Origin of the sequence: Streptomyces sp. NPDC020875 (genome assembly GCF_040641415.1) — a bacterium.
In the GTDB taxonomy this organism is placed as follows: Bacteria; Actinomycetota; Actinomycetes; order Streptomycetales; family Streptomycetaceae; genus Streptomyces.
Genome location: NZ_JBFADP010000003.1, coordinates 169,313 through 184,244, shown reverse-complemented (window position 1 = coordinate 184,244; position 14,932 = coordinate 169,313). Strand labels below are relative to the sequence as shown.

Annotated in this window: 11 protein-coding genes and 2 tRNA genes; 7 read left to right on the top strand and 6 right to left on the bottom strand. The window is 71.1% G+C overall.

The annotated features are described in order from the left end of the window. Positions 1-107: 107 nt before the first annotated feature. The 5 genes from AB0G74_RS03150 to AB0G74_RS03130 are packed head-to-tail and all read left to right on the top strand — an operon-like array spanning position 108 to position 5,197. Positions 108-926, top strand: coding sequence for a toll/interleukin-1 receptor domain-containing protein (locus AB0G74_RS03150; protein ID WP_361139904.1), 819 nt, complete (start codon positions 108-110; stop codon positions 924-926). Continuing rightward, positions 923-2,896 (top strand): hypothetical protein, encoded by a 1,974-nt coding sequence (locus tag AB0G74_RS03145; protein WP_361139901.1) that lies wholly within the window; start codon positions 923-925, stop codon positions 2,894-2,896. Before AB0G74_RS03150 ends, AB0G74_RS03145 begins: the two co-directional genes overlap by 4 nt. Beyond that, positions 2,893-4,161 carry a hypothetical protein gene (locus AB0G74_RS03140; RefSeq protein ID WP_361139898.1) on the top strand — a complete coding sequence of 423 codons (1,269 nt, stop codon included), beginning with the start codon at positions 2,893-2,895 and terminating at the stop codon, positions 4,159-4,161. Before AB0G74_RS03145 ends, AB0G74_RS03140 begins: the two co-directional genes overlap by 4 nt. Further along, on the top strand, positions 4,158-4,919 hold the full coding sequence (locus tag AB0G74_RS03135) for a hypothetical protein (RefSeq protein WP_361139896.1): 762 nt from the start codon (positions 4,158-4,160) through the stop codon (positions 4,917-4,919). The genes AB0G74_RS03140 and AB0G74_RS03135 overlap by 4 nt, the downstream gene beginning before the upstream one ends. Further along, on the top strand, positions 4,916-5,197 hold the full coding sequence (locus AB0G74_RS03130; protein ID WP_361139894.1) for a hypothetical protein: 282 nt from the start codon (positions 4,916-4,918) through the stop codon (positions 5,195-5,197). The genes AB0G74_RS03135 and AB0G74_RS03130 overlap by 4 nt, the downstream gene beginning before the upstream one ends. A gap of 64 nt (positions 5,198-5,261) precedes the next feature. Here the strand turns inward: AB0G74_RS03130 and AB0G74_RS03125 are convergent, their stop codons facing one another. The 3 genes from AB0G74_RS03125 to AB0G74_RS03115 form a co-directional block, all read right to left on the bottom strand. Beyond that, positions 5,262-5,537, bottom strand: a complete 276-nt coding sequence (locus AB0G74_RS03125) for a hypothetical protein (RefSeq protein ID WP_361139892.1) — start codon at positions 5,535-5,537, stop codon at positions 5,262-5,264. Between the two features lie 147 nt (positions 5,538-5,684). Next, positions 5,685-5,757 (bottom strand) — tRNA-Arg (locus AB0G74_RS03120). 258 nt (positions 5,758-6,015) lie between these two features. Further along, positions 6,016-6,109: transfer RNA gene (locus tag AB0G74_RS03115), tRNA-Ser, on the bottom strand. A gap of 247 nt (positions 6,110-6,356) precedes the next feature. Here AB0G74_RS03115 and AB0G74_RS03110 point away from each other — a divergent pair. Continuing rightward, on the top strand, positions 6,357-6,842 hold the full coding sequence (locus tag AB0G74_RS03110) for an SSI family serine proteinase inhibitor (RefSeq protein ID WP_361139889.1): 486 nt from the start codon (positions 6,357-6,359) through the stop codon (positions 6,840-6,842). Between the two features lie 324 nt (positions 6,843-7,166). Further along, positions 7,167-11,417: a PAS domain-containing protein gene (locus AB0G74_RS03105; RefSeq protein WP_361139886.1), complete on the top strand. Its 4,251-nt coding sequence runs from the start codon at positions 7,167-7,169 to the stop codon at positions 11,415-11,417. A gap of 111 nt (positions 11,418-11,528) precedes the next feature. On the opposite strand, the gene AB0G74_RS03100 is transcribed toward AB0G74_RS03105, so the two are convergent. The 3 genes from AB0G74_RS03100 to AB0G74_RS03090 all read right to left on the bottom strand — a co-directional run bounded on the left by AB0G74_RS03100 (position 11,529) and on the right by AB0G74_RS03090 (position 14,885). Further along, entirely contained in the window at positions 11,529-13,181 is a 1,653-nt protein-coding gene (locus tag AB0G74_RS03100; protein WP_361139883.1) for a long-chain fatty acid--CoA ligase, read from the bottom strand. A gap of 155 nt (positions 13,182-13,336) precedes the next feature. Then, on the bottom strand, positions 13,337-13,924 hold the full coding sequence (locus AB0G74_RS03095) for a SigE family RNA polymerase sigma factor (RefSeq protein WP_361139880.1): 588 nt from the start codon (positions 13,922-13,924) through the stop codon (positions 13,337-13,339). 652 nt (positions 13,925-14,576) lie between these two features. Continuing rightward, positions 14,577-14,885, bottom strand: a complete 309-nt coding sequence (locus AB0G74_RS03090; protein WP_361139877.1) for a hypothetical protein — start codon at positions 14,883-14,885, stop codon at positions 14,577-14,579. Positions 14,886-14,932: the final 47 nt, after the last annotated feature.

Here is a 14,932-nt window from a genome sequence, read left to right as displayed (position 1 = left end):
CACCACTGGTATGGGTCCACAGACCCGTGCCGGTCACAGCCCTGCCCTGCGCCGATGCCGGGGCACGGCTCTCACCCACACCACATTCCGTGAGAGGACATGTCCGCATGCCTTTGGTCTTCGTGAACTATCGAACGGGCGACGAGGAAGCCACTGCGACCCTTGTCGCGCGGGAGTTGTCCCGCCGCTTCGGCGGCGACAACGTCTTCCGCGCCAGTAAGTCGATCGAAGTCGGCAGCCACTTCCCTCAGGCGCTGATCACCGCGGTTCGACGGAGCCGCGTACTGATCGCCGTGATCGGACGGCGCTGGCTCGATGTCACCGCCTCCGACGGACGCCCCGCCCTCGCGAATCCCGACGACTGGACCCGGCGGGAGATCCGGGAGGCATTCGAGAGCGCGGCCATCGTCATCCCTCTCCTGGTCGACAAGGCCGCCCGGCTGCGTCATGAGGATCTGCCGGAGGACATCAGTGGTCTGGCGGACTGCCAGTACCTCCGCTTCGATCACCGCGACGACGACTCCGGGATCGACCGGCTCACGGCCAAGCTGACGGCTTTGGTGCCCGAGCTGGCCGAGGCGGCCGAACGGAACGGCCCTGTACGGCCCCCGGCCCGTACGAGCGAGACGGCCCGCACCGGGGACCCCGTGGCAGACCTGAGTCGGCCCGGGACGGCCCACCACCAGCGGCACGGCGGCATCGGCGATGTCCACGGCGGCTTCTCCGGCACCTACGTCAGCGACCCGCGAGGCCCGGTGCACACCGGCAGCGGAGACCTCTACCAGGCGCAGGAACAGCAGTTCGCCCCCCGATTCATCGGCGACGGCCAGGGCATCAACTACATCGCGGGCGACAACAGCGGCAGCGTTCACCACCGCGTCGTTCACGGCGAGCCGCCTCAGGACCCGCAGGACGAGGAGCGGTGACCGGGCCCGAGGGGACGACCAACGTCAACCGCCCCCGGGGCTCGACCCATACGGGCAGCGGTAACCAGTACGTCGGAAACTGGTACATCGTCAATGACCGGCTGGTACGGAACGGTGTTCCCCGCCTGAGCATCGTGCGGGAACACCGGCGCCGACTGGCCCGCCGCTTCGTCCACCCCCGGTTCTACGGAACGGCCGCCGAACGGTTGCGGGACTCCGGCAGTATCGCCCTCATCGACGGACCGCCCGGCAGCGGGCGCCGAGCCGCCGCGACCATGCTGCTGGACGGAACGTCGACGGAGGCCAGCCGGATCGAAGAGTTGCCTTCCAGCTGGGAAGAAGGCGCCTCGGAATTCTCGGCCGAGCACCGGTACCTCCTCGACCTGTCCCATGTGGTGGACTCCGAGTACCCCGGTGCCCAACAAACACTGATGCGCTACCGCGGCAAGATCGAGGAGTGCGGCGCCCGGATGGTGGCCGTACTCCCCGCCGGGCTGGAATGGATGCTGGATACCGGGCTGGCGCCCGCGGTGGTGCCCCTGGAGCGCCCCTCCGGCAGGACGGTCTTCATCCGGTATCTGCGCGTGAGCGGGATCGAGTTCGAACCGGAACATCTCGATATCGACCCACTAGTCCGTATGTTCGCCACCGCACCCATGCGGGAACTGGCCAGGCTGGCCGATTTCGTAGCACAGGCCCGAGCGAGCGGGCAATACGGCACACATTTCACCCAGTGGCTCACCGCGGCTCTGGGCGCCGTGACGAACTGGTCGAAACAGGTCTCCCAGCAGTTGCGCGACCATCGCGACGTCATGTCCCGAGCCCTGCTGCTCACCACCGCCATGATCAGCGGCGGCCGGGCGGAGACAGTATTGACCGGCGCCCAGCACCTGATCGACCTTCTGGGCTATGAGACGGACGAGACCCCGCGGCTCGCGCAGGACGATCTCGGCGAGCAACTGGCCGAACTGGAGATCGTCCGTGCGGACGACGGCAGGGTGGGCTTCGCACAGCTCGACTATGACGGAGCTGTACGAAGCCACTTCTGGCGCAACTATCCCGACCTGCGGGATAAATTCCGCGATTGGGTGGGCCAATGCGTGGAGCTGCGCCAACTCGGCCGAGAGGACCGGAGGCAACTCGCGGTCCACTTCACGGAGCAGGCCCTTGAGGCCGGGCGTCCCGAAGACCTGTACGAGCTCGTGGAGCGATGGACCCGGTCCGGGAGCGGACTGCGGGCCGAGGCTGCCGCCGTTCTGGAGCTGGGCCTCAGCCATGACCAATACGGGGCGGGGGTTCGGGCCCGTATCTACACCTGGGCCACATCCTCCGGACTGCCGCCGAACCTCGTCCGGACACTGGTCGATGTCTGCCATCAGGTAGTGGCGGTGACCCATCCCGACCAAGCCCTGGTCAGACTGCGGCACCTGGCGCTCCGGCACAACGGAGCGGCCGGAGATGCCGCCAGATCGGCGGCGGCGGAACTGGCCAGGGGCAACAGGCGACAACTGGCCAGGCTGATCAACCGCCTTCTGCGGTACGAGCCCCGGCCGGACGCCGTGGTGAGCCTCCTGCTCAACCTGCTCGAACCGGGAATCACCCGTTTCCCCCCGCCCTGGGAAGAGTTCACCCTGGCCTGGCGGGCCGTCATGATCACGGCATCGGCGGCGGCCTGGACACCACTGGTACGCCGCTGGCTCTCCTATACGGCGGAACACTCCGGGAACGACCGTGGCATCAACGCCCTCGTACTCGCCGCCGTCTACGACCCCGCCCTGCTCAACCGCCTCTATGTGACGGCTCGCGACTGGGCGGACCGCCCGCCTGCCGACGCTCCGTACGACCTCTTGGCCGACCATGCCGTCCGACTGCGCGTCGCCGAACGGTTCTGCAAACGGATCGATGTGCTGCAGGGCGTCGAAGCGCCGGACACCGACCCGGACACCCGAAACTCCCAGGAGGGTCCATGAGCCCCCGCAGTATGACCCGTCTATGCCTCGGCCTGCTGGTCTTGGCACTGATCCTCGGTATCGGTACGGCTCTGGCATGGCCGGGTTGGATCTGGTTCCTGCTGCCGACCCTCGTGGCCGGTGTGTTCCTGTCGACCATGAGTCTGCCCGACACCCCCCGCTCGTCCGATGACGGCGAGGCGGGCCCGGCCTCATTCGAAGAGCTGTCCGAGCCGCCCTACGCCCATAGCTTTCTGACAGACGTGCCTCTGCCGAGTGCCATGCCCGGCTACCCCTTCCTCTTCTCGGCTACCGTCTCCTGGCGGACCACACCCGATCACTCCCCCACGGCACACAACAATCCGGCGGGCCTGGCGGTCAGCTCCGTCCTCCAGCGAGCCCAGGACGCCATCGCCGCTGAGCATCCTCGTCGTGGTCAATTCCTGGGGCACTGGCTGGACGGGGTACTGGGCACCCCGGTGACCGACGGTTCGGGCCTGGTCACCTCCTTCGCCAGCGGAGTACGAGTGACTCTGCGGGCACCCGATCAGCAACGACTGGACGAGATCGACGACTCGCACAAGTCGAGGGACGTCTGGGAAAGCCGCCGACAGCACGAACTCGACCGCCGTTCCTATCTCGGCGACGACGTACTGCGGACGCCGGGCAGCGCTCTGGTGTGGTGGCTGGCACGCCATGAGGACGACATCGAACGGGCCGTGGAAATGATCGCCCCGCTCAGCTGCCTGTCGGCGGCCGCCAACGATCGCGAACTGCCGGAAGCCTTCCACCATCTGTTCCTTCCGCCCGAACCGCCTATCGACCCCGGCACGGAGGAACCACCCCACGGCCACGGCCCCGGTCCGGACGGCGGCTTCGGCCCTTCGAGCCCTGCCGGAGGTTCCGGACCAGGCGGCGGCACCGGTCCGAGCGCGTATGTCTCGGCGCTCATCGACGAAATGGGGTTCGCCGAGGATTCCGCGGATCGTCAAGCCTTCATCGATCGCCTGGCCCGGATGGCGGAGGCGTCAGGCAGCCCTGGCACGGCGGCGGCTCTCCGCCGTGACCTGCTGGCCGATCGATTCTCACCGCCGCCGCCCGCCCCTTCCCCGGACGGGCCCGCCGAAGCCGGCCCTCCACACTCACCGACAGCGCATTCGAACGGCTACGCCCCGAACGGTACGGCCCGACCGGCCGATCACTGGGGCGGCAACGATCTACCGCCTCTGTGGACCCCGTCCCCGGGGGCGGAACCGGACGCACCCGATGACGAGCGTCCCGAATGAGCGCCACACCGTTCCCGACGGTCTTCGCCCGGCTGAACGACCTGATGACAACGCGATACGCGGATGCCCGATGGTGCTACCACCAGGGCTCCTGCCCCGGACCGGCCGACGCATGCGGCCTGGACCTCGACCGGCTGCGCCGTACTGCAACCGACCCTTCCACCACTGGCGGGGCGGCGCTCTGGGGGCACGTCGTGGGCCGGGCTCGCACGGAACCGACCGCGCCGCACGAACAGCGGTGGACGCTTCTGGCCGTCTGGCTGCTCGCTCCCCGGCTGGCGGCGACCTCTCGCAAGATCGCCCGCCGGATCCGCGCCGAGCACGCCGATGTGTGCTCGACCATGCTCCTGGGCCTCTTGGAGGCCCTCCGCGGCCCGACGCCCGATCACCCCGCGGACACGGCGGAGCATCTGCTGCGGGCCGCGTCCACGACCGGCTGGAGAACGCCCCGCCGAGATCCGCGGGAGCGGCTCGCCGATCATCCCGAGGACATCCGCGGCAACCGATCCCTCGACGATCCCGAGACACCCTGCCGACATGCCGGGATCGTCGAGATCTCAGCCCCGTCCCAGGCCCTGGTACGACGGGCCAACGGTGAGCGGCTGGGCGCCCTCGCCCACCACCTGGGTCTGATGCCCCGAGTTCGCGCCGTCCGGAGAACACGGCGGGCACGGCCTCTGCCGCCGTCCCGACCCGACCATCAGATCGGCCTGTTCGGCGTGGCAGGACCACCCCGGCCGGAAGACGATCGACGATGACACTACGCCGAGCCGAGTACATCCCCTTCTCGGAGCTCTTCGGCCTGCCCGATCAGGTCGGCCTCCGCATCGCCGCCGAGGCCCTGGAGATGAGCCTGTCGACCGCCCACCGACGGATCAAGAACGGGACCTTCCCCTGTCCGCTCCACCGCCGCGGTCGTGCCTATGTGATCCGGCTGCCGGACCTTCTGCGCCGCCTCGGTGTCCAGGACGTACCCGTCCACGACGACGACGTGGAAGCCGGAGCCAGATTCGCCTCCGGGGAACCGGTGATCTGACCCGTACCTCCCCCACTCCCCGTCGGGGCCGGGCCCGGATCACTCCGGGCCCGGCCCCGACGTTTCACTCGGCCTGCCGGGCCCGCCGCCCCCCGAAGAACTCGGCCAGGAACTGCAGAAGCAGCCCGCCCAGCAGCAGCGGCACGGTCACCTCGTACGTCACCAGCCGCGCGGTCGCCAGCCCCACGGCCGCCAACAGCGCACCGGCCCCCCAGACCCTGGCCTGCCGGACCTTCCCGTTCCACGGCAACACCACCCGCCCGGCCACCAGGGCGATCACCCCGGCCACACCGAGTACGAGCGCCATCACGATGCTGATGATCAAAAACAGTTCGGACATGTACCCCCCTTTCATCGCTTCTACCTCGATGATCACAGAGGCCCGATACCGCCACCATGCCCGTCCCCGGCAATATGTCCTCTCGCCGACTGCCGGACGGCATAACGCGAGAGGCCCCGGACTCTCGTCCGGGGCCTCTCGTTGATGTGCACTCGGCAGGATTCGAACCTGCAACCTTCTGATCCGTAGTCAGATGCTCTATCCGTTAAGCTACGAGTGCTTGTTTTGCTCGGCTTCTCGGGCTTTTCTCCCCGGTCGGCGTTGCGGGAACAACATTACATGACCTGCGCCGTCACGCGAAATCCATTAACTCCACCCTGCCTGACCTGCGGAAACGATGCCGAGAGCAGGGGGCGGACAGACCCTCTGACAGGCCCCGGGCGGGGGCTTTCGTATCCCCCGGACGAGGGATGGGGTCGGTGGTGGCGGACGCACCAGAGCCCCGGTCCTGAGTGGGCCGGGGCTCTGGTGATCTTGCTGGCGGAGGCGGAGGGATTTGAACCCTCGATGGACGGTAAAGCCCAAACCGCATTAGCAGTGCGGCGCCATAGACCGGACTAGGCGACGCCTCCAGCACCTCGCGCATCCGCGCGTGGTGAGCCGATGATGACACAGCCACACGGGCTGTCACCAATCGCCGTCCACGGTACTAGGCGGCCGGGGGCTGGAGCAAAGGCGAATCCGGGTTCCCGGGAGGGCTCGCGAAGGGGCTCCCGAGGCGGGCGGCGGGCGGGGAGCGCAACGAGACGGGGCGGGGCGCGTTAGAGGGTGTGGGGCCGTCGGCCCTCCGTATCGCGTACGAGCCGAACAGGAGCGTTCATGCTGCGCCGCATCGTCACCACCGCCACCGCATCCGCCGCCGCCCTCACCGCCCTCACCGCTTTCGCGGGCGCTTCGGTGGCCGCCGCGCAGCCGCTGCTGCCGCCCCTGCCGCTGCCGCCGCTGCTCGGCGGGGAGCTCGCGGGGGAGGACCGGCTGACCGTGGTGGTGTCGGAGACGGGCAACGCCAGGACCGATGGGCGGTACGAGCTGGAGTGCGGCCCGGCCGGGGCCGTCGGCGGGAATCATCCGGCCGCCGACGCCGCGTGTGACCGGCTCGACGAGCTGGCCCGGGGTACGGAGGATCCCTTCGCGCCGGTGGACCGGGGGGTGTTCTGCACCCAGCAGGCGGGCGGGCCCGCGACCGCGCGGGTCACCGGGGTCTGGCAGGGGCACCGGGTCGACGCCTCCTTCTCCCGGCAGAACGGCTGCGAGATCCACCGCTGGAACAACCTCACGCCGGTACTGCCGAGCGCCGGGGCCTGATGCCCGGCCCTCTGGCCGACGGTCCCCTGATCGACCCCCCGGTCGACGGCGGGCCGGTCCACAGCCGGACAGTCGGCAGGCGCACGGTCGGCGGCCGGACGGCCCGTCGCGGGGCGGACCGAGCGGCGGTGCGCCGGGTATCGCGAGCGGGTCGGCCGGCCGGGGGCTCGTACGCGGAAACGTCACGGGGGACCCACCGGTCCCCCACACCGTCGGCACACCACCGGATGAGAGCTGACCCTCAGCCCCCGCCCCGGTACACCCACTGCCCTAGACTCCCTCCAGTGACAGGCTGATGTCCGTAGGTCAGGAGGAACCGTCGTCGTGAGCAGCAGGCCATCCCGAGGCGCTGCTCGCCTCGCAGCCATACTCGACGCACTCCCCGACGGTCTGGTGCTCGTCAATTGCAACGGCACCGTCGTCAACGCCAACACCATCGCCCTCGGGCTGTTCGAGGCGCCCGGTACGGCGCTGGTCGGGCGCGGGTTGCTGGATCTGCTGCCCGCGTTCGACTCCCGGCTGATCCCCGGGTCGATGCGCCGGCCGGAGGCCGCCGACGCCCGGGGCCGTACGAAGCCGACCCGGATGACGGCCCGGCGGACGGACGGCAGCGAGTTCCCCGTGGAGGTGACGAGCGCCAATCTGGAGGACGGGCGCGAGGCGTACGACGCCGCCACCACCTACACGGGTGACGAGCTGTTGATGCTGGTGGTACGGGATCTGTCGGGCACCGTGGACACCGAGGCGGAGCTGGCCCGTTCGCAGCGGCAGACCGAGATGATCCTGCGCGCGGCGGCCGAGGGCGTCGTGGGTACGGACACCGAGGGCCGGGTCGTCCTGGTCAATCCGGCGGCGGCCCAGATCCTGGGTTTTCGCGCCAGTGACCTGGGCGGCCGGGAGCTGCATCCGCTGGTGCTGCACTCGCGCGAGGACGGCAAGCCGTTCCCGTACGGCGAGTCGCCCCTCGCGGACACCCTCAGGTCCGGGCGGAAGCACCGGGTCCGGGGGCAGGTGCTCTGGTCGAAGGACGGTTCGCGGGTCCCGGTGGACCTGACGACGGCGCCGGTACGGGACGGGGACCAGCTGGTCGGCGCGGTGATGACCTTCACCGACCGCAGGCCGTTCGAGAAGCTGGCCGAGCGGCACAGGACCGAGTCGGAGCGGCTCACCGAGCGGCACAGGACGGAGCTGGCGGAGACCACCGAGCGGCTGACGTCCGAGCGGGACCGGGCCGCCGAGGAGTACGCAGCCGAGATCGCCGACAAGTCGGAGCGGTACACCGCCGAGATCGAGGCCCGCGACGAGCGGAACCGCGAGCTGGCGGCGCGGCACGAGCAGTTGACGGCGGTCCTGGGCGGTGCGCTGCGGGCGCCGCTGGACGAACTCCGTACGGAGCTGGGCATGCTCGCCGCCGACCCGGCCGGGCAGCTCTGGCCCGAGGCGAACCAGATCCTGCACCATCTCGCCGCCGGGTACGCCCGGATGACGACCCTGATCGACAACGTTCTCGGCTATCAGCGGCTCGACACCGGTGACGAGCCGCTGCTGAAGACGAATGTCCTGCTCGACGCGGTGGTGGCCACCGCCGTCGAGGGCGCGGTGGAGCTGATCGGGCCCGGCCGGGCGCAGTTCGCGGTGCACGCGCCGCCGATCGAGGCCGAGGTGGACGCGGGCCAGCTGGCGACGGCGCTGGCGCACCTGATCGCCGATGTCGCCGGGGTCGACGCGACCGGCAAGACCCGGCAGCCGATGCCGAACGACGGTACGGCGCCGGGGTACGCCGACTCCACGATCGTGGTCGCGGCGGCGCAGCGCGGCAGGGTGGTCCGGTTCGAGATCCGCGGCCCGTACGCCGGGGGCGATCCGGTTCATCAGCCCATCGTGCGCGGGATCGTCGGGGCGCACGGCGGGGTCGTACAGACGCACGAGGTGCCGGGGACCAGCGGCGGCGCGTATGTGGTCGAGGTGCCGCTGGGCGAGGGTTCGGGCGCGGTGGCGGCGAAGGACGCCGTCACCGGCGGGGCCGACAGCGCTGACGGTGGCGAGGGACCGGCCGGGGAATCGGCCGGAGGGGCGACCGGCGGTGGGGCCGGGCAGGTCCTGGCGCTGCCGGAGCAGGCGACGGACGAGACGATGGGCGGTGGCCGCCGCCGGGCCCGCCGGGGGTCCACGGACGCGTTCCTGGAGAGCCCGCTGGCGGCGGAGCGCGCCGCCGGGGAGCCGCAGGGCGCGGCTTCCGGCCCGGGTTCCGTTTCTGGTTCCGGTTCGGGTTCGGGTTCGGGTTCGGGTTCGGGCGCGGAGGCCGCCGGTGCCGGTGTCGGTGCCGGAGGTGGTGAGGACGACGGCGGTACGGGACGTCGGCGCGGCGCGCAGGGCGGCGTACCGGCTCATGAGCTGATCCCGGCGCAGGACGCGACCGGGGGCACGGGCCGTCGGCGCGGGCGGCCCAGTCCGGCGGAGGGCGCGGTCGTGACCGCCGCCGAGGGTGCCGCGGCGGCCGGGCAGGCCGCCGCTCCGGGTGCCGCCGTACCGCCGCAGGGCGTTCCGGTGGAGGGTGCGGCCGTCGCCGGGGCCCAGGCCGGGCGACGGGCGCGGCACGGCGGGGTGGCCGAGCTTCCGGCCGGACCCGGGGCCGGGGACGCGGGCCGACCGGGCGGCCCCGGTGGCTCTGGTGTTCCCGGTGGCGTGCCGGTGCCCGCACAGGGCGCGGGGGCCGTCGCGGTGCCCGTACCGGGTCCCGGACAGCCCGTACCGGCACAGGGGCTGCCCGCCCAGGCGGCGCCCGCGGCCCAGGGACGGCGAGCCCGGCGGGCGCTCGCGCCCGCACCGGCGGAGGGCCAGGATCCGCAGGCGCGGTCCCCCTTCGCGCTGCCGCCCGCCGACGCCGACCGGGCGCCGGGCGGCGGGGACACCGGTCAGCACGAGCTGGTGCTCACCGAGCCCGGTACCGATCAGCACACTCCCCCGCAGCCGCATCCGATTCCCCTTCCGGTTTCCGGTCCGGTTCCCGTTCCGGGGGCGGGCCAGGGTGCCGGTCCGGGCGCGGGTGCTGATCCGGCCGCGCCCGCTCCGACGGGCCGCCGCCGGGCCCGCCGCCCGGAGGGGGCCGACGACACGGCCGGACACGGCCGACCGCTCGCCCCGGAGGCCCCGGGCACGTCCGGCGCTCCCGCCGACGGGTCCGTAGCGGCGTCGCATCCGCACGGGACCGGCGGGACCGGGTCGCTGTCGCTGCCGCTCCCCCCAGCGGAGCCCGTGCCTCCGGTACCGCCCGCTCCGGTGCCGGGTACTCCGACGCGGGGTGCCCAGGCCGGGGGTCCGGTCCAGGGGCGTACGGCCGCGCAGCCGTTGCCCGCCGAGGCCCCGACTCCGGCCGGTGGCGTACCGCTGCCGCCGGACGCCTCGCAGGGGAGGGCGTTCAGCGTGCGGGCCCTCGGCCAGGGCGGCCCCGGCCATCAGGCCGCCGCGCCCGGCCCCGCGCCCACGCCTGTTCCCGTACCCGCTTCCGCGCCCTCGTCCGGAGCCGGGGCCGGGGCCGGGCAGTCGCAGGGGTCCGGCCAGCAGGGATCTTCCGGCTCCGGCCGACGCCGCAAGCTCGGTACGCCGCCGACCGCCGACCGGCCCGAGCCGGGTACGGAACCGCAGTCGGCCGCCGCGGCCCCGGCAGCCCCCGCGCCCCCGACGGCCCCGGTGGCCACCCCCGTACCGTCCGGGCTCGACCGGGACGGCGGGGCGCCGGGCCGGGCGTACGCCATCAGCGCGCCCGACGACGGCGCCGAGGGCCCCGAGTCGCTGGACGGCGCGGTCGAGGTCGACAACCGGCCGCCGCCACAGCCCGTCGACGACGAACTGCCGCCCGAGCCGCTGGACAATCCGCGGCGGCTGCTGGTGTGGCCCGCGCCCGACGTCTCCACCCAGCAGGCGTTGAGCGAGCGGGGCTACCGGCCCGTCGTGGTCCATTCGCGGGAGGAGGTCGACGCGCAGATCGCGGCGTTCCCGGCCGCCCTGTTCGTGGATCCGCTGACCGGTCCGATCACCCGTACCGCCTTGCAGTCGCTGCGCCAGGCCGCCGTGGCCGCCGAGGTTCCGGTGCTGGTCACGGCCGGTCTGGGGCAGGCCACACGAGAGGCGGCGTACGGTGCCGATCCGGCCGTCCTGCTGAAGGCGCTCGCCCCCCGCGACAGCGAGCAGCACCCCTCCCGGGTCCTGCTGATCGAGGAGCACGAGGAGATCGCCCTGGCGCTGACGGAGGCGTTGGAGCGCCGCGGCCTCCAGGTCGCCCGCGCGGCGGCCGACGCGGACGCCGTCACCCTCGCCGGCCAGATGCGGCCCAACCTGGTCGTGATGGATCTGATGCAGGTACGGCGCCGCCGGGCCGGGATCATCGACTGGCTGCGTGCCAACGGCCGGCTCAACCGCACCCCGCTCGTCGTCTACACCTCGGCCGGGCTCAACCGCGCCGAACTGCCCCGGCTCTCGTCGGGGGAGACGGTGCTGTTCCTCGCGGAGCGGTCGACCAGCACCGAGGTGCAGTCGCGGATCGTCGATCTGCTCGCCAAGATCGGAACCAATTAGCAGAGGTCCGGGAATCCGAGACGGCAATACGGAGAACCGCGCCCGCCATGAATTCGGCGGGCGCGGTTCTCCGTAGCTGTCTATCTGCTGTTTCCGTATTCCGGGACAGAACTACACTTCGACGACGTCCAGTTCCCCGTCCGCGTACTTCCTGCGGATCACCCGCTTGTCGAACTTGCCGATATTCGTCTTCGGCACCTCCTCGACCAGCGACCAGCGCTCCGGAAGCTGCCACTTCGCCACGGTCTCGGCGAGGAACGCCTTCAGTCCGGGCAGATCGACGGTCGCGCCGGCCTTGAGGACCACGGTCGCCAGCGGGCGTTCGTCCCACTTGGGGTCGGGCACCGCGACCACCGCCGCCTCGGCGACTTCGGGGTGGGCCATCAGCGCGTTCTCCAGCGCGATGCTGGAGATCCACTCGCCACCGGACTTGATCACGTCCTTGACCCGGTCGGTGAGGGTGAGGAAGCCGTCGTGGCTGATCACTCCGACGTCACCGGTCTTCAGCCAGCCGTCGTCGCTGAACTTGTCCTCGGGGCGGAGCGGTTCGGCCCCGGTGCCGCCGAAGTACGAGGCCGTGATCCACGGGCCGCGTACCTCCAGCTCACCGACCGACTCGTTGTCCCAGGGCAGGACGTCCCCGCCCGGGCCGACGATCCGGCCCTCGACCCCGGCCGGGAACCGGCCCTGCGTATTGCGGTACGGCCACTCCTCCTCGGGCGTGAGTCCGCCGGGCGGGTGGGCCATCGTGCCGAGCGGGGAGGTCTCCGTCATGCCCCAGGCCGGACAGAGCCGTACGCCCAGTTCGTCATATGCCTTCATGAGCGCCGGGGGGCAGGCCGAGCCGCCGATGGTGACCTGGGTGAGGGACGTCAGATCGCGGGGGTTGGCGGTGACCTCGGCGAGCAGGCCCTGCCAGATGGTGGGGATCGCGGCGGCGTGCGTCGGCCGCTCGCGCTCGATCATCTCGGCCAGCGGCGCGGGCTGGAGGAAACGATCCGGCATAAGCATGTTGACACCGGTCATAAAGGTGGCGTGCGGAATTCCCCAGGCATTTACATGGAATTGCGGCACGACGACGAGGGTCGTGTCCTTGTCCGTCAGGCCCATCGACTCCGCCATACCCACCTGCATCGAATGCAGATAGATCGAACGGTGGGAGAAGACCACGCCCTTGGGATCGCCGGTGGTGCCGGAGGTGTAACACATGGCGGCGGCGGTACGTTCGTCCAGCTCCGGCCAGTCGAAGGTGGTCGGGCGGTCCGCCAGCAGCTCCTCGTACTCGTGGATCCGCGCCTCGGTGTCCGCGCCGGTCAGCAGCCCCCGGTCACCGGGTCCCGAGACCACGATGTGCTCGACGGTGGGCAGATGCGGCAGCAGCGGGGCGAGCAGCGGCAGCAGCGAACCGTTGACGATCACCACCCGGTCGGCGGCGTGGTTCGCGATCCAGATCAGCTGCTCGGCGGGGAGCCGGAGATTGAGCGTATGCAGGACGGCACCCATCGAGGGCACGGCCAGATACGCCTCCAGATGCTCGGCGTTGTTCCACATGAGGGTCGCGACCCGCTGGTCGCCGTCGACACCCAGCTCGTCGCGGAGCGCGTTCGCCAGCCGGATCGCCCGTTCACCGACCTCGCCGAAGCTGCGGCGCTCCGGTTCGGGACCGCCGGTCCAGGTCGTGACCTGGGAACCCGCGTGAACTCTCATCCCGTGTTCGAGGATGCGGCTCACGGTCAGCGGTAGATCCTGCATGGTGCTCAGCACGGCGTCCTCCCGGTGGGCGCTGTGATGCTACGCGGCAGTAAGGGTGGGGAAGATTCTGCTCGCGTACCAGGCGGTATGTCACTACCCGGGGGACACGAAATCGCCATCGGAGGCATCAAAGACGATCAGAGACAATCGGAGGCGATCGGGGACGCTCAGCGCGCGGGCGCCAGCTCCGGGTCCTCGCGGAGTTTGCCGAGCGCCCGGGAGACCGCGCTCTTGACCGTGCCCACGGAGACCCCGAGCACCTCGGCCGTCTGGGCTTCGCTCAGGTCCTCGTAATAACGCAGTACGACCATCGCGCGCTGCCGGTCCGGGAGCTTCATCACGGCCCGCCACATCGCGTCGTGCAGCACCTGCTGCTCCGCCGGGTCGGGCGTGGGCGAGGTCTCCCGCTCGGGCACCTCCTCGCAGGCGAACTCGTCCACCTTCCGCTTCCGCCATTGCGACGTCCGGGTGTTCAGCAGGGCCCGGCGGACATAGCCGTCGAGCGCGCGGTGGTCCTCGATCCGCTCCCAGGCCACATAGGTCTTGGTGAGGGCGGTCTGGAGCAGGTCCTCGGCGTCGCTGGGGTTCGCGGTGAGCGATCGCGCGGTCCGCAGCAGCACGGGGCCCCGCGCCCGTACGTACGACGAGAACGACGAGTAGCGGGAGCAGGTCGCGTACCGTGCGTCGGTCGTGCCGTACGACGGAGGCACCGACAGGGCGGCCTTCGAAGCGCTTGTGCAGACTGGCGTGGTCATAGCTCCACGCTAGGAGCGGGCCCGGCTCCGGCGGATCGGCCAGAAGGCCCGAAGCCGTGTCCCCCTCAGGTTGTAGTGGTAGTGGTGACCCCACCTCCTCTGGGTGGAGAAGACCCTCAGGGGCGGAGGAGAGGGTACGGGCCGACGGATGTCCGTTCCGCCGGGATGACCCGGACCGGTGATGGTTTTCCGGGTGGGGGCGGGGCCTCTCAGGGCGTACGACCTGGGTGGACCGCCGTACGCCTCCAGGTGGAGAACAAGTACTGCTACCCCTGATACCCGGGTCCACCCCTACCCGCCCGGGACGGGCACCGGGAGGAGCGCGACCAGGAGGTACGGACGGCACTCACGGGCGCGTCGGGTCGGGCCGGGGCTTCGGCGTACGAGCCCCGGCGCGCGGCTCCTTCGGCGCGCCGGTACCTCCGGCGGACCCATGGACCGGCCGCCGCCCGAAGGCCGGGACCCCGGTCACGGCCCGGACCCCCGTACCGGACGTGACCGGGGTCCGGCCCGCACCGGCAGGACGGGCGACGACAGGACGACAACCGGGACGAGACCAGGGCGAGAACGGAGAAGCGCCTGGGCGGCGGCGCTCCCGGCACCGCCGCCCAGGCGACATCACCCCTCGGTCATCCCCCCGTCGGGCCGGACGTCACCACCACAGGTGACCGAAGTGGACATTCACGTTGTCCTGGTCGATGGCGGTGAAGGCCGAGCCGTTGACGCTGGCGTTGTTGCTCTGGTTCGAGGAACCGGCGCCGCTGGCGACCTGCTGACTGGTAGTCGAATTGCCGTGATTGGCACCGCCCACCCCGCTGCCGACGATCGAGGCGATGGTCGTGTTCGATCCGTTGTCCGCGAAGGCTCCGTTGTCGGCCGAGGCGACCCCGGTGAACAGGACAGCCGTCAGGGGCAGGGCGGCAACGGCGGCGAGAACGCGGACCGTACGGATGCTTGCCATGTCTTCTCCTCCGAAAAATTCATAACTAATGCCGTAACTACGACGCA